Here is a 20111-nt window from a genome sequence, read left to right on the forward strand (position 1 = left end):
CACCCCATGGATATCAAATTCACCCACCGGCTGTCTTACAAGCAAGCCAGATTCACTGTGCTGGTCGGGTTCATTCTGGGCACGCTGCTCAGCCTGCTGCAAATCGGCATCGATTATGCCAGCGAAGACGCCTCCATCAACCGTGAAATCCTGTCGTTGCTGGAAATCAGCCACAATCCGGCGTCGCGGATCGCCTACAACATCGACGCGGAACTGGCTCAGGAACTGACCCTGGGCCTGTTGCGTTCGCCGGCGATCATCTCTGCGCAGCTGACCGACAACAACGGCAATGTACTGGCCAGCGTCAAACGCCCCGAGCTGCAAAGCGGCTATCGGGTGATCAGCGACTTCCTGTTCGGCGCCAAGCGCCAGTTCGAAGACCGCCTGTACCTCGATCACTTGCCCAACGAATCGCTGGGCACGCTGAGCCTGGAAGTCGACACCTACGCCTTCGGCAGCCGCTTCCTGCGCCGCGCCGAGGTGACCCTGCTCAACGGCTTTGCCCGCAGCCTGATCCTCACCGGGATCCTCCTGGCGCTGTTCTACGTAATGCTGACCAAGCCACTGGTGCGGCTGATCCGCGAACTCAGCGGACGCGACGCGCGCAGCGCAGAGCCGACCAAGCTGGAATGCCCGGCCGGACACGCCAATGACGAAATCGGCGAACTGGTCAGGGTCGCCAACCAGCAGTTCGACAACATCGCCACGGAAATCCAGCAACGGCGCAACGCCGAAAACCGCCTGACCGATTACCTCGGGCAACTGGAGCACATTGTCTCGGCCCGCACCGCCGAGCTCAAGGCCATCAACGCGCGGCTCAGCCAGTCCAACCAGGAGCTGGAAATCGCCCGCAGCACCGCACTGGACATGGCCGAAGCACGTTCGGCGTTCCTCGCCAACATGAGCCACGAGATCCGCACGCCGCTCAACGGCTTGCTGGGAATGATCGCCCTCTCCCTCGACGGACCGCTGAATGCCGAGCAGCAGCAACAGCTGTCGATTGCCCATGACTCGGGCAAGGTCCTGGTGGAGTTGCTCAACGATATTCTCGACCTGTCCAAGTTCGATGCCGGGCAACTGGAGCTTGAACACATCCCGTTCGACCTCGGCTCGCTGGTCGAGGACACCGCCAACCTGCTGTCGCAGAACGCGGCGCCCAGTGTCGAACTGACGTGCCTGATCGACCCGCATTTCCCGGCGCTGGTGCTGGGCGATCCGACCCGGGTGCGGCAGATCGTCAGCAACCTGTTGTCCAATGCCCTGAAATTCACCCGGTTCGGCCGGGTCGATGTGCGCCTCTCCGCCCATCAGAACGGGGTGCGCATCGAAGTTTGCGACACCGGCATCGGCATCGCCCAGGACGCTCAGGTGAAGATCTTCCAGCCGTTCACCCAGGCCGGTGCCGGCATCACCCGTCAGTACGGTGGCACCGGCCTCGGTCTGGCGCTGACCTACAACCTGTGCGAAGCCATGCAGGGCCGACTGACCATCAGTTCCGAAGCCGGTTTCGGCAGTCAGTTCTGCGCCGAGCTGCCGCTGCCATGCCACACCCGGGCGGTCATGCCGCCACCGCTGCACGGCAAGGTCCTGGCGATCACCGCCTCCAGCAGCGGGCTGGCGGAGTTGCTCAAGACCTTGCTGCCGGTGTGGGGCGTGACCTATGAACAGCGCACCATGGACGATCCGTTGCTGGGCCTGTCGCCCGACCTGGTGATCACCGATTGCCCGGAGTGCCTGTTCAGTCTGCGCCCGACCCTCAGCACACCGATCCTGGTGGTCACCGCCTACGGCAGTTTCATGCCCGGGGAAGAGGCCGCCGCGCTCGCCCCGTTGCAGCAACAGGCCCGCCCGCTGGCGCGCAACGCGCTGTATCAGATCCTGCGGCGCATCCTGCTGGCCGATGTCATCACAATCAATGATGCGCGCCTCGAGAGCCTGCCGGTCCAACGGCGCGGCAAGGTGCTGCTGGTGGAGGACAATCCGGTCAACCAACTGGTGGCCAAAGGCATGCTCGGCAAGCTCGGCTGCGACGTGGTGGTCGCGGCCCACGGCGCCGAAGCGCTCGATCAGCTGGAACACGATGAATTCGATCTGGTGCTGATGGACTGCAACATGCCGGTGATGGACGGCTACGAAGCGAGCCGGCAGATCCGCCAGAGCGGGCGCTGGCCGCATCTGCCGATCGTCGCGCTGACGGCCAACGCCATGTCCGAGGAACGCGAGCGTTGCCGCGCCGCCGGCATGAGCGATTACCTGGCCAAGCCGTTCCGCCGTGAAGAGTTGGCGGCGCTGCTCGACCAGTGGATCCCGACTACGACAGTGCTTTGATCTGGCCCAGCAGGTGATCGAGGCCGTTGCGCAAATCGTTGAGCCGATCGAGGTCCACCCCGCTGTCGCACAACAACCGGGCCTTGAGTGGCCCGACCTGTTCGCGCAGCGCCTGCCCTTGCGCGGTCAGGCTCAGGTGGACTTCGCGTTCATCGCGCGCCGAGCGCTGACGCTGCACCAACTGCAGCTGCTCAAGACGCTTGAGCAGCGGCGTCAGCGTGCCGGAATCCAGCACCAGGCGCTCGCCCAAGGCCTTCACCGTCGGTTGCTCCGGCGCACTGTCCTGCCATTCCCACAGCACCAGCATCGCCAGGTACTGCGGGTAGGTCAGGCCAAGCTGATCGAGCATCGGTTTGTAGGCACGAATCACCGCCCGGGACGCGGCGTACAGCTTGAAGCACAACTGGCTGTCGAGCTTCAGCGAATCGACGGGCAGGCTGTTCATTTGAGCAGGGCTTCGATCTCGCCGCTCAGCTCCTGCGGCTTGGTGGTCGGGGCAAAACGCTTGACCAGTTGACCATCCTTGCCAATCAGGAACTTGGTGAAGTTCCACTTGATGCCTTGAGAGCCGAGCAGGCCCGGAGCACGCTTTTTCAACTGCACGAACAGCGGATGCGCGTCGGCACCGTTGACGTCGATCTTCTTGAACAACGGGAAACTGACGCCGTAGTTCAGCTCACAGAACTCACTGATCGCGCCCTCGTTGCCCGGCTCCTGCTTGCCGAACTGATTGCACGGGAAACCCAGCACCACCAGGCCCTGATCCTTGTAGGTCTGCCACAGCTCTTCCAGGCCTTTGTATTGCGGGGTGAAACCGCACTTGCTGGCGGTGTTGACCACCAGCACCGCTTTGCCAGCGTAATCGGCGAGGGTCTTTTGCTCACCCTTGATGTTGGTGACCGGGATATTCAGCAGGTTGGCGCTCATGGGTTGGCTCCGCGGGTTATCGGGAAGGCCAAACATAGCGAGCAATTAAATTGCGTGCAATTTAATTATCCGAAAGGCGACCCGAAGGTCGCCCGCTCGATTATTCGCGCGGCTCAAGATTCAGGCACACCGAGTTGATGCAATAGCGCAGACCGGTCGGCGGCGGTCCGTCAGGGAACACGTGCCCCAGATGCGCATCACATCTGGCACATTTCACTTCGGTGCGGATCATGCCGTGGCTGGTATCGCGGATTTCGGTCATGGCGCTTTCGCCGATCGGCGCGTAGAAACTCGGCCAGCCGCAGCCGGAATCGAATTTGGTCGTGGAATCGAACAGCGCCTCGTTGCAGCAGACGCAGTGATAGACACCGGCGGTCTTGGTGGCGTTGTATTTGCCGGAGAACGGCCGTTCGGTCGCACTGAGACGGCACACGTTGTACTGCTCCGGGTCGAGCATCGCACGCCATTCTTCCAGGGTTTTTTCCAACTTTTCCATCATCACACCTCAGCGGCTGAAAAAGCCCGATCTGTACCTTTTCCACGGATCGGGTGGCACGTATGATTGCGCCTCGTCACACGCCAGTCTGGCAGCCAGACCGGGCGCATTCAAACGGATTCTCGGCGCCAGGGCGCAAGACTCCGCCTGTGCGAAGACGCAGGAATCCCAGTACGGTTGGCCATCCGCCGTCTGGATCGTTCATTTTCGGGATCACATCGCCATGCAGTTCAGCAAATCGAACAAGCTCGCCAACGTCTGCTACGACATTCGCGGCCCGGTGCTCAAGCACGCCAAACGTCTGGAGGAGGAAGGCCAGCGCATCCTCAAGCTGAACATCGGCAACCCGGCGCCGTTTGGTTTCGAAGCGCCGGACGAAATTCTCCAGGATGTGATCCGCAACCTGCCGACGGCGCAGGGCTACAGCGACTCCAAAGGTCTGTTCAGCGCCCGTAAAGCGGTGATGCAGTACTACCAGCAAAAAAACGTTGAAGGTGTCGGCATTGAAGACATCTACCTGGGCAACGGCGTGTCCGAACTGATCGTGATGTCGCTGCAGGCGCTGCTCAACAACGGCGACGAAGTGCTGGTGCCGGCCCCGGACTACCCGCTGTGGACCGCGGCCGTGAGCCTGGCCGGCGGCAACGCCGTGCATTATCTGTGCGACGAGGGGGCCGGCTGGTTCCCTGATCTGGCCGACATCAAGGCCAAGATCACCCCGAACACCAAGGCCATGGTGATCATTAACCCGAACAACCCGACCGGCGCGGTGTATTCGAAGGAAGTGCTGCTGGGGATGCTGGAAATTGCCCGCGCGCACAACCTGGTGGTGTTCTCCGACGAGATCTACGACAAGATCCTCTACGACGACGCCGTGCACATCTGCACCGCTTCGCTGGCCCCGGACCTGCTGTGCCTGACCTTCAACGGTCTGTCGAAATCCTACCGCGTGGCCGGTTTCCGCTCCGGCTGGATCGCCATCTCCGGGCCGAAACACAATGCCCAGAGCTACATTGAAGGCATCGACATGCTGGCCAACATGCGCCTGTGCGCCAACGTGCCGAGCCAGCATGCGATCCAGACCGCCCTCGGTGGCTACCAGAGCATCAACGATCTGGTGCTGCCGCAAGGTCGCCTGCTCGAGCAGCGCAACCGCACCTGGGAATTGCTCAACGACATTCCGGGCGTCAGCTGCGTGAAACCGATGGGCGCGCTGTATGCGTTCCCACGGATCGACCCGAAGGTCTGCCCAATCCACAACGACGAGAAATTCGTCCTCGACCTGCTGCTCTCCGAGAAGCTGCTGGTGGTGCAAGGCACGGCGTTCAACTGGCCGTGGCCGGATCACTTCCGCGTGGTCACGCTGCCGCGTGTCGACGATCTCGAGATGGCCATCGGCCGCATCGGCAACTTCCTCAAGTCCTACCGCCAATAACCGGCCAACAGTGCGCAACGGCCCCCACGTTGCGCACTGTCTGATTCAGCAACACTTCTGCCCTCCCCGCCTCGCTGCGCCTTCTACACTTGCGATTCATATGGCTTAAACGCGTCTGACGTAATGGCGGCGGGAGGCGGCTGCCTGTCAGCCCTTTCGGTTTTGATCGTGGGCAATGACCTGCAGACCCCGCAATGCGCTGTAGGACACAGTTTGAAATAGTCACTCGGTTGAATCACCCGGTGCCGCACCTTATATACCCCGCAGTACGCTACATCTTTAGCTTGAGGAGATTTCTACAACCATGATGCGCATCCTGCTGTTTTTGGCCACTAACCTGGCGGTCGTGCTGATAGCCAGCATCACCCTGAGCCTGTTCGGCTTCAACGGGTTCATGGCGGCCAACGGGGTTGATCTCAACCTCAGTCAGCTGCTGGTTTTCTGTGCGGTCTTTGGTTTCGCCGGTTCGCTGTTCTCGCTGTTCATCTCCAAGTGGATGGCGAAGATGAGCACCAGCACCCAGATCATCACCCAGCCACGCACCCGGCATGAGCAATGGCTGCTGCAAACCGTCGAGCAACTGTCCCGTGAAGCCGGGATCAAGATGCCCGAAGTCGGTATTTTCCCGGCCTACGAAGCAAACGCCTTCGCTACCGGCTGGAACAAGAACGACGCGCTGGTCGCGGTCAGCCAGGGCCTGCTCGAGCGCTTTTCGCCGGATGAAGTGAAAGCCGTGCTGGCCCACGAAATCGGTCACGTGGCCAACGGTGACATGGTCACCCTGGCTCTGATCCAGGGCGTGGTGAACACCTTCGTGATGTTCTTTGCGCGGATCATCGGCAACTTCGTCGACAAGGTGATCTTCAAGAACGAAGAAGGCCAAGGCATCGCCTACTACGTGGCGACCATCTTCGCCGAACTGGTACTGGGCATTCTCGCCAGCGCCATCGTCATGTGGTTCTCGCGTAAACGCGAATTCCGCGCCGACGAAGCCGGCGCACGTCTGGCGGGTACCAACGCGATGATCGGCGCCCTGCAACGCCTGCGCGCCGAACAGGGCCTGCCGGTGCACATGCCGGACACCTTGAATGCCTTCGGCATCAACGGTGGTATCAAACAGGGCTTTGCCCGCATGTTCATGAGCCACCCTCCGCTGGAAGAGCGTATCGACGCCCTGCGTCGTCGCGGTTGATTCGACCGGTGTGACCATGAAAAAGGCCCGCAGTGATGCGGGCCTTTTTTATACATACGAATAATGGTTGTTGCTGATGACCTCTTCGCGAGCAGGCTCGCCCCAACATTGGATTGTTATATACGGGTCCAGTGTGGGAGCGAGCCTGCTCGCGAAGGGGCCGGCACTGTCAGCAAAAATCTATCAGGAGGAAACCCGGTAAACCCGCTCCTCCAACCGCGTCACGCCCGCCTGCAGGAACCTGACACTCTCCGCCAGCACATCCTGCTCCTCAAGCACCTGCACCTGCCAGACTTCGCTCAGCAACCGCTGCACTTCATCATCCCCCACCGCAAACGGTGGCCCTGGCATCTGCGCCTGATCGTAATCCAGCGTAATCAACAGCCCTTGCACACCCTGCGCCAGGATCTGCTGCAGATACGCCGCATAACGTTCACGCATCGGCGCTGGCAAGGCGATCAGCGCGGCGCGGTCGTATAACGCGGTGCAATCGTCTACATCGCTCGCTGTCAGCGCAAAAAAGTCGCCGCACCACAACTCGATGGCGTCACCGCGATAGACCTTGAACGCACCCTTCTGGCTGATCTGCGGCTGCACCTGATGCTCATTGAAAAAGCCCTCGATGGCCTTTTCCGACAGTTCGATCCCAAGCACCTGATGACCGCGCCCGGCCAGCCACGCCAAATCCAGACTTTTCCCACACAACGGCACGAGCACTCGCGACGTTGCCGGTACCGCCCAGTGCCGCTGCAGATACGGGTTCACCTCAGGCAGATGAAAGCCGATCTGATTGGATTCCCACTTCTTATGCCAAAACTCAGGCTGCATGCATCACCCCAAAAAAATCGATCAAAAGGCGTTAAAACTTATATTAGATTTAGATCAATGAACTGACAGAAGATGGGCCATCTTACCGCTCAGGAACCTTTCCATGTTTCCCAGCCTGTTTATCTCCCACGGCTCGCCGATGCTGGCGCTGGAGCCCGGCGCCAGCGGCCCGGCCCTCGCGCGTCTGGCGGCCGAGCTGCCAAAACCCAAAGCCATCGTCATCGTTTCTGCCCACTGGGAAAGTCAGGAGTTGCTGGTCAGCAGCAACCCACACCCAGAAACCTGGCACGACTTCGGCGGCTTCCCGCGCGCCCTGTTCGAAGTGCAGTACCCGGCACCGGGCGATCCGCTACTGGCGGCCGAAGTCGCCCAATTGCTGCAGGCCGCGCATCTGCCAGCACGCCTCGATCCGCAAAGACCGTTCGACCACGGGGTGTGGGTGCCGTTGTCGCTGATGTACCCACAGGCGGATATTCCGGTGGTGCAGGTGTCGCTGCCGAGTCGCGGCGGCCCGGCGCTGCAAACCCAGGTCGGACGAGCACTGGCGAATCTGCGCGACCAAGGCATTTTGCTGATCGGCTCCGGCAGCATCACCCACAATCTGCGCGAACTGGACTGGCACGCCGGCCCGGAAAGCGTCGAACCGTGGGCACGGGATTTTCGTGACTGGATGATCGACAAGCTGGCGGCGGATGATCAGGCGGCGCTGCACGACTATCGTCAGCAGGCGCCGAACGCGGTGCGCAGCCATCCGAGCGATGAGCATTTGTTGCCGTTGTATTTCGCACGGGGTGCGGGGGGCGAGTTCAGCGTGGCGCACCGGGGATTCACGATGGGTGCGTTAGGCATGGATATCTATCGCTTCGGATAAACGCAGAATCAAAAGATCGCAGCCTTCGGCAGCTCCCACAGTGGGGAATGAGTACACCCTGTGTAGGAGCTGCCGAAGGCTGCGATCTTTTGATCTTTCAGACAAGCAAAAAAAATCCCCGAACCAGTCGGGGATTTTTTATGTTCGATCAATCAGCCCGAGGGCGGATCAATCTTCGCGGTAGCGACGCAGTTTCAGCTGCTTGCCAGCGACGCGAGTGTCCTTCAGCTTGGTCAGAAGCTTGTCCAGACCATCTTCCGGCAACTCGACGAGGCTGAAGCTGTCACGCACCTGGATGCGACCGATCGCTTCGCGGGCCAGACCACCTTCGTTGAGGATGGCGCCCAGCAGGTTCTTGGCGGCGATACCGTCACGCGCACCCAGCGCGGTACGGCAACGGGCACGGCCTTCGCCCAAAGGCATTGGCGCACGACGCTCGCGGTCACCACGATCCGGACGATCACCGGTACGCTCAGGACGGTCGCCACGCGGTGCGTTGTTCGGCACCAGTGGGCGTTCCTTCTCGATCGCAGCCAGGTTCAGCGCTTGACCGTTGGTAGCCTTGCGCAGCAAAGCTGCAGCCAGGGCACGCGGGGTGCAACCGATGTCGGCGGTCAGACGATCCAGCAGTTCGCCGTGAGTCGATTCGGCATCAGCAACCAGCGGCGACAGGCTGTTGGTCAGTTTCTTGATGCGGGCATCGAGAACAGCCTGAGCGTCCGGCAGACGCACTTCGGCAACCTTCTGACCGGTTACACGCTCGATCACCTGCAGCATGCGGCGCTCACGTGGAGTTACCAGCAGCAGTGCACGACCTTCGCGACCGGCACGGCCGGTACGGCCGATACGGTGAACGTAGGACTCTGGATCGTACGGCATGTCCACGTTGAACACGTGGGTGATACGCGGAACGTCAAGACCACGGGCAGCAACGTCGGTCGCCACAACGATGTCCAGACGGCCATCTTTCAGCGAGTCGATGACGCGCTCACGCTGGTTCTGGGCGATGTCACCGTTCAGCGCAGCGGCTTTGTAGCCTTTGGCGTCGAGGGCACTGGCCAGATCCAGGGTCGCTTGCTTGGTGCGCACGAACATGATCAGAGCGTCGAAATCTTCCACTTCCAGCAAGCTGAGAACGGCCGAAGTCTTCTGGTCAGCGTGAACCAACAGGTGAGCCTGTTCGATCGCGGTAACGGTTTGGGTCTTGGTCTGGATCTTGACGTGTTGCGGATCGCGCAGGTGGCGTTCGGCAATGGCGCGGATCGACTGCGGCAGGGTCGCCGAGAACAAAACGGTCTGACGGGTCGCTGGCAGAGCCTTGAAGATGACTTCCAGGTCATCCATGAAGCCCAGTTTCAACATTTCGTCAGCTTCGTCGAGAACCAGGTGGTTCACGGTCGACAGGACTTTCTCGTCGCGACGCAGGTGGTCGCACAGACGGCCCGGAGTGGCGACAACGATCTGTGCGCCGTTACGGATAGCCTTGAGTTGCGGGCCCATCGGCGCGCCGCCGTAAACGGCGACAACGGTGACGCCTGGCATTTGCTTGGCGTAGGTTTCAAAAGCGGTTGCTACTTGCAGCGCCAACTCTCGAGTTGGCGCCAGGATCAGGGCTTGCGGTTCGCGCTTGGCAGGATCGATGCGGTGCAGAATAGGCAGTGCGAACGCGGCGGTTTTACCGGTACCGGTTTGCGCCTGGCCAATCATGTCCTGGCCGGCCATGATGATCGGGATCGATTGCTGCTGAATCGCCGAAGGCTCTTCGTAGCCGGTCGCTGCGACGGCTGCAAGAATATTCGGGTTAAGATTAAAAGCGGCGAATCCGCCGGTTTCCTGGGTCATGGGTCTGCCTCTAAGTGCATCCGCAAAGACCCATGCTCCAAAGCTGCGCATGCCGTGTTGAGACTCAAGAGTCGCCCTGGCAGCTTTGTCGGCGGGGATTTGCGAAAACGAATGAATGAAAAAAAGAATCGTCCGGGAAGAGCCCGCAATGCGGACGTGCAGCCGAAGCTGACTTCGGGAAATTGCGCTACCTAAACGCGGCCCGGTTAAAGGCCGGCGCGCACTATACCGGATTTTGCCCAAAAAGGGAGCTTTTTTTATCGTCTGAATCCGTGTGTCGCCGCTGTGTAACGGGGTTTTGCGGATAATCGTGCGAAGGTCTATTTTTCAAAAGGCCCGGCCCTGCGGGTGAAGCCGCTTAAACGATTCACCGATGTGCGGCATACCGTCGCTGCCCCCGCCCTTCCCGCCCGAGGATTTACCCATGAATCAGCCCTGCCCCGGCCGCGTCAGCCGTGAACGTCGTGGTCATGTCTACCTGATCGGCCTGGATCGCGCCGCCAAACGCAATGCGTTCGATCTCGACCTGCTCAACGCGCTGAGTATGGCCTATGGCGAGTTCGAGGCCGACAGTGAAGCGCGGGTGGCCGTGGTGTTCGGCCATGGCGAGCACTTTACCGCCGGTCTGGATCTGGTGAATGCCAGCTCGGCGCTGGCGCAAGGCTGGGAGGTGCCGACCGGTGGTTGCGACCCGTGGGGCGTATTCGTCGGGCCACGGGTCAGCAAACCGGTGATCGTCGCCGCGCAGGGCTACTGCCTGACCATTGGCATCGAGTTGATGCTCGCAGCGGATATCAACCTCTGCGCCAGCAATACCCGCTTCGCCCAAATGGAAGTGCAGCGTGGGATATTTCCTTTTGGTGGCGCGACTTTACGTTTTCATCAGGTGGCCGGCTGGGGCAATGCCATGCGCTGGCTGCTGACCGGTGATGAGTTCGATGCACATGATGCGTTGCGCCTTGGCTTGGTGCAGGAAGTGATGGCCAGCGAGGATCTGCTGCCGCGGGCGATCGAACTGGCCGAACGGATTGCCCGGCAGGCACCGCTGGGCGTGCAGGCGACGCTGATGTCGGCGCGGCAGGCGCGCTATGAAGGTGAGACAGCGGCGGCGCAGGGGTTGCCGGCGTTGGTGAAGAAGTTGTTGGGCAGTGAGGATGCCAAGGAGGGGGTGAGGTCTTTGGTGGAGCGCCGACCCGGGATCTTCAAAGGGATCTAACCCGCCCTGTAGGAGCTGCCGAAGGCTGCGATCTTTTGACCTTGATCCTATAAAAACAAGATCAAAGGATCGCAGCCTTCGGCAGCTCCTACAATTAACCAAGTCGCCACTCAGGTAGCCGGGCGAATGGCGTTAATCAACGACTGCAACGAATACCCCAACCGCGGCGCCAGCGCCTCGGCCCGGGCCGTCAGGGCCTGCATGTCGAGTGTTTGATCGAGGTCCGCCGGCACAATCAGAATCACATTGCCCTCCTTCACCGGCAATTCCCAATAGTGCCGGTGATAGAGCCCGCGCAGCAGCGCCGCGCCCAGTGGCTTGCCGTCATCGGTGGCCCACTGGTTGATCACCAGCAAACCGCCCGGGTTCAGACGTTTCTGACAGTCTCCGAGGAAACTCCAGGCCAGATGCCCGACACCCGGGCCGACGTCGGTATACAGGTCGACGAAGATCAGGTCCGCAGGCTCGGCCGTCGGCAGCAGTTCCAGCGCATCGCCGACCCGAATATACAGGCGCGGGTCGTCATCCAGCCCCAGGTATTCGATGGCCAGGCGCGGTACATCCGGGCGCAGTTCGATGGCTTCGACGTCTTCCAGCGGCAGGAACTTGAGGCAGGCCTGCGTCAGTGTGCCGGCACCGAGGCCGAGGAACAGCGCACTCTCCGGTTGTTCGTGACACAACGCGCCAATCAGCATCGCCCGGGTGTAGTCGTATTCGAGCCAGCTCGGATCGGCGGTGAACACGCAGCTCTGTTCGATGGCATCGCCGAACTCCAGAAAGCGGTAATCGGCCACTTCCAGCACGCGAATAACGCCGAACTCATCCTGTACCTCGGCGAGCAACAGCTCGACGCGCTCCTCAGTCATTTCGTCTCCTGATGGTCACCGGGCGCGGTGACGCGATGGCACCGCTCTGGCACCGTGGCAAAGCGGCGATTGTCGGTGATGGGGCGGGAGCAGGTCACGCACTAATTGCTGCTACCATGGGCTTCCCGTGCGTAGAACCAATTAGAGACCGTGATGAGCCAACCCTGGAGCCCTGACAGCTGGCGCGCCCTGCCGATCCAGCAACAACCCCAATACCCCGACGCCGCGCACTTGCGCCAGGTCGAGCAGACGCTGGCCAGCTACCCGCCGCTGGTGTTTGCCGGCGAAGCCCGCGAGTTGCGTCGCCAGTTTGCAGAAGTGACTCAGGGCCGGGCGTTTCTGCTGCAGGGTGGCGATTGCGCGGAAAGCTTTGCCGAGTTCTCTGCGGCGAAGATTCGCGACACCTTCAAAGTGTTGCTGCAGATGGCGATCGTCATGACCTTCGCCGCCGGCTGCCCGGTGGTCAAGGTCGGGCGCATGGCCGGCCAGTTCGCCAAACCGCGTTCGGCCAATGACGAAACCCTCGACGGCGTGACCCTGCCGGCCTACCGTGGCGACATCGTCAACGGCATCGGTTTCGACGAAAAGAGTCGCGTGCCGGATCCGGAGCGCTTGCTGCAGTCGTATCACCAGTCCACCGCCACCCTCAACCTGCTGCGCGCCTTCGCTCAGGGCGGTTTTGCCGACCTGCATCAGGTGCACAAGTGGAACCTGGACTTCATCGCCAACTCGGCATTGGCCGAGAAATACAGCCACCTCGCCGACCGCATCGATGAAACCCTGGCGTTCATGCGCGCCTGCGGCATGGACAGCTCGCCGCAACTGCGCGAAACCAGTTTCTTCACCGCCCACGAGGCGCTGCTGCTGAACTACGAAGAGGCCTTCGTACGTCGCGACAGCCTGACCAACGATTACTACGATTGCTCGGCGCACATGCTGTGGATCGGCGACCGCACCCGGCAGCTCGACGGCGCCCACGTCGAATTCCTGCGCGGGGTGAACAACCCGATTGGCGTCAAGGTCGGCCCGAGCATGAACCCGGACGATCTGATCCGCCTGATCGATGTGCTCAACCCGGACAACGATCCGGGTCGTCTGAACCTGATCGCCCGCATGGGCGCGAACAAGGTCGGCGATCACCTGCCGGCACTGATCCGTGCAGTGCAGCGTGAGGGCAAGCAGGTGCTGTGGAGTTCGGACCCGATGCACGGCAACACCATCAAGGCCAGCAGCGGCTACAAGACCCGCGACTTCGCGCAGATCCTCGGCGAAGTGAAACAGTTCTTCCAGGTGCACGAAGCCGAAGGCACTTATGCCGGCGGGATTCATATCGAGATGACCGGGCAGAATGTCACCGAGTGCATTGGCGGTGCGCGGCCGATCACTGAAGATGGTTTGTCGGATCGTTATCACACCCACTGCGATCCGCGGATGAATGCCGATCAGTCGCTGGAACTGGCGTTTTTGATTGCCGAAACGCTGAAGCAGGTTCGCCGCTAAACCGCGTCGCCCGGTTCGCGAGCAGGCTCGCTCCCACATTTGGTTTTGTGTACGACGCAGATCCAATGTGGGAGCGAGCCTGCTCGAGAAGAGGCCAGCTCAATCACCGCCGATCTGCGCCAATGCCACCCGCAACCGCCCCGCACTTTCGCGCTGACAATTGAGCTGCACTCGCGCAAGCCCCAGCCAATCGGCCATCCGCCGCAAATTCAACGCCAGCGCCAGCATCCCCTCATCCGCCAACCCCGGCTCTTCCTCATGCACCGCATGCACCGCCAGGCGTCCCGACGCTCTTTCCGCACGCAGATCGACCCGCGCAGCAATCCGCTCGTTGTGCAGAAACGGCAGCACGTAATAGCCGTAGACCCGTTTGTCCTGCGGCGTGTAGATCTCCAATCGATAGCGGAAATCGAATAATCGCTCGGTGCGACTACGTTCCCATATCAACGAATCGAAGGGCGACAACAACGCGCTGGCGATGACTTTGCGCGGCACTTTCGGCTCCGGCAGGCAATAGGCGATCTGCCGCCAACCGGCGACTTCGCAGGTTTGCAATTGCCCGTCCTCGACCAGTTCCGCCAGACGCGGCCGCGCATCTCCCGGGTTCAAGCGGAAATAATCCCGCAGGTCCTTTTCCGTGCCGACACCCAGCGCCTGGGCCGCGTGCAGCAGCAAGCCGCGCTGTGCGCTGGCTTCATCCGGCAGCGGCGGCTGCAGGATCGGCGCCGGGATCACCCGTTCCGGCAAATCATACAAACGCTCAAAACCGCGACGCCCGGCCACGGTCACTTCACCGGCTGCGAACAACCATTCCAGCGCCTGCTTTTCCGCGCTCCAGTCCCACCATGGCCCGGCCTTGTCTTCGCGGGTCGACAGACTGCCGGCACCCAACGCGCCCTGCGCCTCAACCGTGCGCAACACGCGGCGAACAACGTCCTGTTGCTCACGGCCGAACTTCGCCAGTTGTTGATAAATGTCCTCGCCCCGTTTGGCGCGCTGCATCCGCCACCCCAGCAACGGATACATCGCCAGCGGCAGCAACGACGCTTCATGCCCCCAGTATTCGAACAGCGTGCGACGGCGCCCCGAACTCCAGGCAGCCTGGTCGAGCAAATCTGAGGAATAGGCACCGAGACGGGAAAACAGCGGCAGGTAGTGCGAGCGCACCACGGCGTTGACGGAGTCGATCTGTAGCAGGCCCAGCCGTTCGATCAGACGGTTAACCTGCGGCGCGCGGACGGTTGGCGGCTGGCGCCCGTTGAACCCTTGGGCAGCCAGCGCCAGACGTCGCGCCTGTTTGAGGGAAAAGGCCAGAGTCGCGGGCATGAACATCTCCTTGTCTGCTCGCAACCTACCTCACCTGAAAGTGGTTTGTGTAGTAAGGCCCTGATCATTTATGCATCGGATCGTCCCAGAACGGCCGGACAGCCTCGTGTTCGACGTCGGCACGGCTGACCCCGATGTCCTTCAGCGCTTCGTCGCTCAGACTGGCGAGCAACTCGCGTTCACGGTGCAGTTCGTACCAGCGGCTGAACTTGTGCAGCAGGTCGGAAACGATATGGCCGTGGCCGGAAAACTTTGTGTCGTCTACATACTCTCTTTGACCTTTCATCGTGTTGCCCTCCTTGTGGATGGCTCAAGTCTCGCCCTGGCGCTAAGATCAATCCAACGAATGTTTCTGATGGCATTCATCACGGAGATTCATCAATTGTCGGCTTACCCCAGTATCGATACCGATGTCCTGCGCACCTTCGTCGCGATTGCCGATCAGGGCGGGTTTACCCGCGCTGGCGAAATGGTCAACCGCACGCAATCGGCGGTGAGCATGCAGATGAAGCGTCTGGAAGAAGACGTGCTGCAGCGGCAACTGTTCGAGCGTGATGGACGCCAGGTGCGGCTGACCGCCGAGGGCCAGGTGCTGCTCGGCTATGCGCGACGCATCCTCAAGTTGCACAGTGAAGTGTTCAACACCCTGCGCGAGCCGCACATGGTCGGCACCGTACGCATCGGTACGCCGGACGATTACGTGATGCGTTTCCTGCCGGGGATACTTTCGCGCTTCGCCCAGTTCTATCCGCTGATCCAGATCGAAGTGCACTGCGAATCCAGCAAACAGCTGTTGCAACGCACCGACCTGGACTTGTCGATCGTCACCCGCGAGCCGGGCAACGAGATCGGCCAGTTGCTGCGCAAAGAACGTTTCGTCTGGGCCGAGGCGCAAAACTTCAGCGCCCACGAGCAGACGCCGTTGCCGCTGGCAATGTTCAACAGTGATTGTTTCTGCCGCTTGTGGGCGTGCAATGCGCTGGACGCGATGGGTCGCGACTACCGCATCGCCTATAACAGCACCAGCCTGTCGGCGCTGATGGCGGTGGTGAGCGCAGGTCTGGCGATCACCGCGCAACTGGAAAGCCTGATCACCCCGGACATGCGCATTCTCGGTGCCAACGAAGACCTGCCGTTGCTGCCCGAGGCCAGCATCATGCTGATCCGCAACCTGAACAATCCGTCGCCGATCACCGAGTGCCTGGCCGAGCACATCGTCGAAGGCTTCAAACTTTAAAGGCGAGCATCACCGCACACAGCACCAGGAAACCGCAGAACAGCCCGCGCAGCAGCTTTTCCGGCATGGCGTGGGCGACTTTCACCCCCCAACTGATGCTCGCCAGCCCGCCGATCGCCAGCGGCAGGCCGATCATCCAGTCCACCTCGTGATGCACCGCGTACGTCACCAGCGTCACCCCGGTGCTTGGCAACGCCAGGGCCAGCGACAGCCCTTGGGCCACCACTTGGCTGGTGCCGAACAGGCTGGTCAGCACCGGCGTCGCCACCACGGCCCCGCCGACACCGAACAGACCGCCCATGGTCCCGGACGCCGCGCCGAGCACGCCGAGCCATGGCCAGGAGTAACGCATTTCGGAAGTCGCTGCGGGTTGCCTGCCAAACATCTTCAGCAGGTTGTACGCCGACAGCACCACGAGGAAGGCGACAAAGCCGATGCGCATGGTTTGCGCATCGATGCCCACCGCCCAGATCGACCCGATCCAGGCAAAGCAAAAGCCCATGACCGCCAACGGCAATGCATGACGCAGCTCGATGCGATTGCGCTGGTGATAACGCCACAGCGCCAGCATCACATTGGGCACCACCATCACCAGCGCCGTGCCCTGGGCAATCTGCTGGTCGAGGCCGAACCACACACCCAGCAGCGGAATCGCGATCAAACCACCGCCGATGCCGAATATGCCGCCCAATGTGCCAAGGGCGGCGCCAAACAGCAGGTACAACAAAAACTCGATCACAGCGATGTCCTCATCCGTCAGGCGCCCCATCCTACCAGTCCAGGCTGGTATCTGGCGCTGCAGCGCGAGCTGGGCCACCACTAGATCCGGAGATTTATCTGGCGCATTAAACATTCGGACGCTAGATTCGAGCCCATCATCGAACAAGGCTTTACCATGACCACCGAATCCAACACCCTCGACAACTGCGATCACCTGCTGCTGGACAACCAGGCCTGCTTCGCCCTGCATTCCACTTCGCTGATGATGACCAAGGTCTACAAGCCGCTGCTGCAAGCGCTCGGCCTGACCTATCCGCAGTACCTGGCGATGATGGTGCTGTGGGAGAAGGATGGTTTGACCGTCGGAGAAATCAGCACGCGACTACTGACCGATCCGGGATCGCTGACGCCCCTGCTCAAGCGCCTGGAAGGCGAAGGTTTGCTCAGCCGCACGCGCAGTCGCGAGGATGAGCGTGTGGTGATTGTCGAGTTGACCGCGCAAGGCCGAGCGTTGAAAGAAAAAGCCCAGACGGTCCCGCAATGCATCCTCGGCGCCAGCGGCTTTTCTCTGGAACGCCTGCAGAAGCTGCAAGCGGAGTTGCAAGCGCTGCGCAGCCATTTGCAGGACAGCTTGACCTGATAACAACGCTGCCCACCTTGTAGGAGTGAGCCTGCTCGCGATAGCGGTGGTTCAGTCGACTTCTGTGGTGCCTGTCTTGCCGCTATCGCGAGCAGGCTCACTCCTACAAGGGAGCGCGTCACCTGAAAAAATATTTTCAGTCCCCCGATATCCCCACCAGCCGCTCTAAATCTTCACTTTCAAGGTGATCGACAGCTCCGTTACAGGATCGAAATTCAATCTGCTCAAAAATTTTTCTTGCGCACTAAATATTCGCGCGATACATTCACTTCGCACTTACTTAGCGCGCAAACAATTAGCGCAGAAATACACACTCAACGAGGCCCACACCATGCAAGCTCTCTACACTGCAATCGCAACCTCCACTGGCGGCCGTGACGGTCGTGCGATCTCCAGCGACAACATTCTCGACGTCAAACTCGCCACCCCGAAAGAACTCGGTGGTGCCGGTGGTGCCGCGACCAACCCTGAGCAATTGTTCGCTGCCGGTTACTCGGCCTGCTTCATCGGTGCGCTGAAGTTCGTTGCCAGCCAGACCAAACGCAAGATCCCCGACGACGCCTCGATCACCGCGCACGTCGGCATCGGCCAGATCCCCGGCGGTTTCGGTCTGGACATCGACTTGCACATCAGCCTGCCGGGCCTCGAGCAAGCGGATGCACAGAGCCTGGTCGAAGCAGCGCATCAGGTCTGCCCTTACTCCAACGCCACCCGTGGCAACGTTGACGTCCGCCTGCACACCACCGTGTAACAGCAATCTTTTGATCTTTCTGCAGGCACAAAAAAGCCCGACTCAATGGTCGGGCTTTTTCTTTCCGCGAAAAGCAGTGCTTATTTGGCACGGCCTTTGTAGGAACCGCCTTCGCGGGTATCGATCTCGATCATGTCGCCGATTTCGATGAAGTCAGCAACCGACAGCTCGGTACCGTTCTTCAGTTTGGCAGGCTTCATCACCTTGCCGGAAGTGTCACCGCGAGCGGAACCTTCGGTGTAGTCAACCTGACGCACGATGGTGGTCGGCAGTTCTACGGAAACCAGACGCTCTTCGAAGAACACGGCTTCGCAAACGTCGGTCATGCCTTCTTCAACGAAAGGCAGAACGCTTTCGATGTCTTCGGCGTTCAGTTCGTACATGGTGTAGTCAGTGGTGTCCATGAACGTGTAGGTGTCGCCGCTGATGAAGGACAGGGTCGCTTCTTTGCGGTCGAGGATCACGTCGTCCAGCTTGTCGTCCGCACCGTAAACGGTTTCGGTCTTGTAACCGGTCAGCAGGTTCTTCAGCTTGGTCTTCATGATCGCGCTGTTACGGCCCGACTTGGTGAATTCAGCTTTCTGAACCAGCCAAGGATCGTTGTCGATACGGATCACGGTACCGGGTTTGAGTTCTTTACCAGTTTTCATTGCGAATATCCGAATTTGGATGGGATTTACAAAAATCTAGGCCGCGTATCATATCCAATTTAGGTAAAACTGTACCAGCGCCGTGGCAAGATCCGCCTGCAAGCCTTGTTCCAGACACCATTTCTCGGCGTTCTCCTGCAGTTCTGGCCAGTGTTTACGGGCCTCTAGCCAGTGCTCGCCGATTGGTTGCCCGGCGCTCCACGCCCGCCACAGCCCGTTCATCGCCTCGGCCGCCGCCGGCGATAGTCCTTTCGTATACAGCGCCAGGAAGGCATCAAGCTTGTCCAGATGGATGTCTTCGTCCTGCTGATAGATGTGCCAGAGCATCGGCCGCCCGGCCCACTGCGCCCGGACGAACGAATCTTCCCCACGCACCGCATTGAAGTCACAGCACCACAGCAACTGATCGTATTGATCCTGACGGACGAACGGCAGCACCTGCACCGTCAGCGCCTGACGCACGTTCAGATCGCCGACCTCCAGTGAATCAACCCCGAGCCAGCGTGCGACATCACCGAGAATCAGCCCTTCTGGCACCAGCAGATGGGTTGGCGCATCATCGGCGGCCAGCACGTCCAGCCAACTGGCCAGACCGGCGTTCTCATAGGCAAACAGTGAAATCAGTTGTGCACCCGGTGCGCGCTCGACCCCCAGATGCTGCAGGAATTGTCGCTGCGCCTCGTCATCCGCTTGAAACGCGCGGCGGCGCTCCAGCAAACCCTGCTCACGCAGCAACCCGCCAGTGCCCGGCTGAAAACCGGGAAAGAAGAAAAACTTCTGCACCGATTTATATTTCACCGAGGGCAAACCGTGACAACCAATGACCCAGTCTTCGGCACTCAGGTAATCGAGGTTCATCCACAGCGGCGGCCGTTGTCGCTCGGCCATGGCATCCATGTACGCGGACGGCAGCTGGCAAGCGAACGCGGCGATCACCACGTCCGCCGCCTCAGTATTCGGCCAGTCGCTCGGCCAGTGCCGAACATCGACGCCCTGCTGCGATTGCTGCGCCAGGTGGATATCGATCTCGGGGCAGATGCGCTCGAAGGCACGCAGGTCATCGACCCACAGGCGCACCGCCAGCCCCTGTTCGGCCACCAGTTGCCGGGCCAGACGCCAGGTCACGCCGATGTCGCCAAAGTTATCGACTACGGTGCAAAAAATATCCCAGCGGGTTTTCGGTACCGGCATGCAAGACTCCCGTTGGCAAAAGCGCTGATTGTCCGCATAAATGACCTCGCGCAGAAGAGCCGACGGCGATTAATCTTCGTGCGACAATCGCCACT

At 60.7% G+C, this 20111-nt stretch carries 20 protein-coding genes; 9 read left to right on the forward strand and 11 right to left on the reverse strand.

Features of this window, described 5'->3' with window-relative positions; genetic code table 11:
* Nucleotides 1-6 precede the first annotated feature (6 nt).
* The gene (locus HBN98_RS05465) at nt 7-2328 is read left to right on the forward strand and encodes a hybrid sensor histidine kinase/response regulator (protein WP_083368321.1); all 2322 of its coding nucleotides are present in this window, start codon (nt 7-9) and stop codon (nt 2326-2328) included.
* Here HBN98_RS05465 and HBN98_RS05470 read toward each other — a convergent pair.
* From HBN98_RS05470 to msrB, 3 genes are all read right to left on the reverse strand, one after another.
* Nucleotides 2312-2773 carry a MarR family winged helix-turn-helix transcriptional regulator gene (locus HBN98_RS05470; RefSeq protein WP_064588562.1) on the reverse strand — a complete coding sequence of 154 codons (462 nt, stop codon included), beginning with the start codon at nt 2771-2773 and terminating at the stop codon, nt 2312-2314. The two genes, HBN98_RS05465 and HBN98_RS05470, sit on opposite strands and share 17 nt — an antisense overlap.
* Nucleotides 2770-3255, reverse strand: a complete 486-nt coding sequence (locus HBN98_RS05475) for a glutathione peroxidase (protein ID WP_064588563.1) — start codon at nt 3253-3255, stop codon at nt 2770-2772. The genes HBN98_RS05470 and HBN98_RS05475 overlap by 4 nt, the downstream gene beginning before the upstream one ends.
* Before the next feature lie 100 nt (nt 3256-3355).
* Nucleotides 3356-3751 carry a peptide-methionine (R)-S-oxide reductase MsrB gene (gene msrB / locus HBN98_RS05480; RefSeq protein ID WP_064588564.1) on the reverse strand — a complete coding sequence of 132 codons (396 nt, stop codon included), beginning with the start codon at nt 3749-3751 and terminating at the stop codon, nt 3356-3358.
* Between the two features lie 223 nt (nt 3752-3974).
* On the opposite strand from msrB, the gene HBN98_RS05485 reads away from it, so the two are divergent.
* Nucleotides 3975-5186, forward strand: coding sequence for a pyridoxal phosphate-dependent aminotransferase (locus tag HBN98_RS05485; protein ID WP_064588565.1), 1212 nt, complete (start codon nt 3975-3977; stop codon nt 5184-5186).
* A 304-nt stretch (nt 5187-5490) separates the two neighbouring features.
* On the forward strand, nt 5491-6378 hold the full coding sequence (gene htpX, locus HBN98_RS05490) for a protease HtpX (RefSeq protein ID WP_045122567.1): 888 nt from the start codon (nt 5491-5493) through the stop codon (nt 6376-6378).
* A gap of 183 nt (nt 6379-6561) precedes the next feature.
* Here htpX and HBN98_RS05495 read toward each other — a convergent pair whose 3' ends face one another.
* A complete protein-coding gene (locus tag HBN98_RS05495; RefSeq protein ID WP_083368320.1) occupies nt 6562-7206 on the reverse strand; it encodes a thiopurine S-methyltransferase in 645 nt (214 codons plus the stop codon).
* Between the two features lie 103 nt (nt 7207-7309).
* On the opposite strand from HBN98_RS05495, the gene HBN98_RS05500 reads away from it, so the two are divergent.
* Entirely contained in the window at nt 7310-8077 is a 768-nt protein-coding gene (locus HBN98_RS05500; protein ID WP_083368319.1) for a DODA-type extradiol aromatic ring-opening family dioxygenase, read from the forward strand.
* A gap of 168 nt (nt 8078-8245) precedes the next feature.
* Here the strand turns inward: HBN98_RS05500 and HBN98_RS05505 are convergent, their stop codons facing one another.
* Nucleotides 8246-9919 (reverse strand): DEAD/DEAH box helicase, encoded by a 1674-nt coding sequence (locus HBN98_RS05505; RefSeq protein ID WP_008088238.1) that lies wholly within the window; start codon nt 9917-9919, stop codon nt 8246-8248.
* 424 nt (nt 9920-10343) lie between these two features.
* Here HBN98_RS05505 and HBN98_RS05510 point away from each other — a divergent pair, with 424 nt between their 5' ends.
* Nucleotides 10344-11135: a crotonase/enoyl-CoA hydratase family protein gene (locus tag HBN98_RS05510; RefSeq protein WP_083368318.1), complete on the forward strand. Its 792-nt coding sequence runs from the start codon at nt 10344-10346 to the stop codon at nt 11133-11135.
* Nucleotides 11136-11245: 110 nt separating this feature from the next.
* On the opposite strand, the gene HBN98_RS05515 is transcribed toward HBN98_RS05510, so the two are convergent.
* Nucleotides 11246-12001, reverse strand: coding sequence for a spermidine synthase (locus HBN98_RS05515; RefSeq protein ID WP_083368317.1), 756 nt, complete (start codon nt 11999-12001; stop codon nt 11246-11248).
* A gap of 153 nt (nt 12002-12154) precedes the next feature.
* On the opposite strand from HBN98_RS05515, the gene HBN98_RS05520 reads away from it, so the two are divergent.
* Entirely contained in the window at nt 12155-13501 is a 1347-nt protein-coding gene (locus HBN98_RS05520; protein ID WP_041069567.1) for a class II 3-deoxy-7-phosphoheptulonate synthase, read from the forward strand.
* Nucleotides 13502-13600: 99 nt separating this feature from the next.
* On the opposite strand, the gene HBN98_RS05525 is transcribed toward HBN98_RS05520, so the two are convergent.
* Both HBN98_RS05525 and HBN98_RS05530 read right to left on the reverse strand, forming a co-directional pair.
* Nucleotides 13601-14827, reverse strand: a complete 1227-nt coding sequence (locus tag HBN98_RS05525; protein WP_083368316.1) for a winged helix-turn-helix domain-containing protein — start codon at nt 14825-14827, stop codon at nt 13601-13603.
* A 64-nt stretch (nt 14828-14891) separates the two neighbouring features.
* Nucleotides 14892-15113, reverse strand: coding sequence for a DUF1127 domain-containing protein (locus tag HBN98_RS05530; RefSeq protein ID WP_064588572.1), 222 nt, complete (start codon nt 15111-15113; stop codon nt 14892-14894).
* Between the two features lie 96 nt (nt 15114-15209).
* Here HBN98_RS05530 and HBN98_RS05535 point away from each other — a divergent pair, with 96 nt between their 5' ends.
* On the forward strand, nt 15210-16064 hold the full coding sequence (locus tag HBN98_RS05535) for a LysR substrate-binding domain-containing protein (protein WP_047295460.1): 855 nt from the start codon (nt 15210-15212) through the stop codon (nt 16062-16064).
* Here HBN98_RS05535 and HBN98_RS05540 read toward each other — a convergent pair.
* Nucleotides 16054-16803 (reverse strand): sulfite exporter TauE/SafE family protein, encoded by a 750-nt coding sequence (locus HBN98_RS05540; RefSeq protein ID WP_169842426.1) that lies wholly within the window; start codon nt 16801-16803, stop codon nt 16054-16056. The genes HBN98_RS05535 and HBN98_RS05540 overlap by 11 nt on opposite strands.
* Nucleotides 16804-16959: 156 nt before the next feature.
* Between HBN98_RS05540 and HBN98_RS05545 the strand changes: the two genes are divergently transcribed.
* Together HBN98_RS05545 and HBN98_RS05550 are read left to right on the forward strand one after the other, a co-directional pair.
* Nucleotides 16960-17424 (forward strand): MarR family winged helix-turn-helix transcriptional regulator, encoded by a 465-nt coding sequence (locus tag HBN98_RS05545; protein WP_083368314.1) that lies wholly within the window; start codon nt 16960-16962, stop codon nt 17422-17424.
* Nucleotides 17425-17755: 331 nt separating this feature from the next.
* Nucleotides 17756-18175, forward strand: a complete 420-nt coding sequence (locus tag HBN98_RS05550) for an organic hydroperoxide resistance protein (protein WP_064588575.1) — start codon at nt 17756-17758, stop codon at nt 18173-18175.
* Between the two features lie 80 nt (nt 18176-18255).
* Here HBN98_RS05550 and HBN98_RS05555 read toward each other — a convergent pair whose 3' ends face one another.
* A complete protein-coding gene (locus HBN98_RS05555) occupies nt 18256-18825 on the reverse strand; it encodes an elongation factor P (RefSeq protein ID WP_003226785.1) in 570 nt (189 codons plus the stop codon).
* 48 nt (nt 18826-18873) lie between these two features.
* Entirely contained in the window at nt 18874-20016 is a 1143-nt protein-coding gene (gene earP / locus HBN98_RS05560; protein WP_083368313.1) for an elongation factor P maturation arginine rhamnosyltransferase EarP, read from the reverse strand.
* Between the last annotated feature and the right edge of the window lie 95 nt (nt 20017-20111).

The organism is Pseudomonas koreensis (assembly GCF_012986595.1).
GTDB lineage: Bacteria > Pseudomonadota > Gammaproteobacteria > Pseudomonadales > Pseudomonadaceae > Aquipseudomonas > Aquipseudomonas koreensis.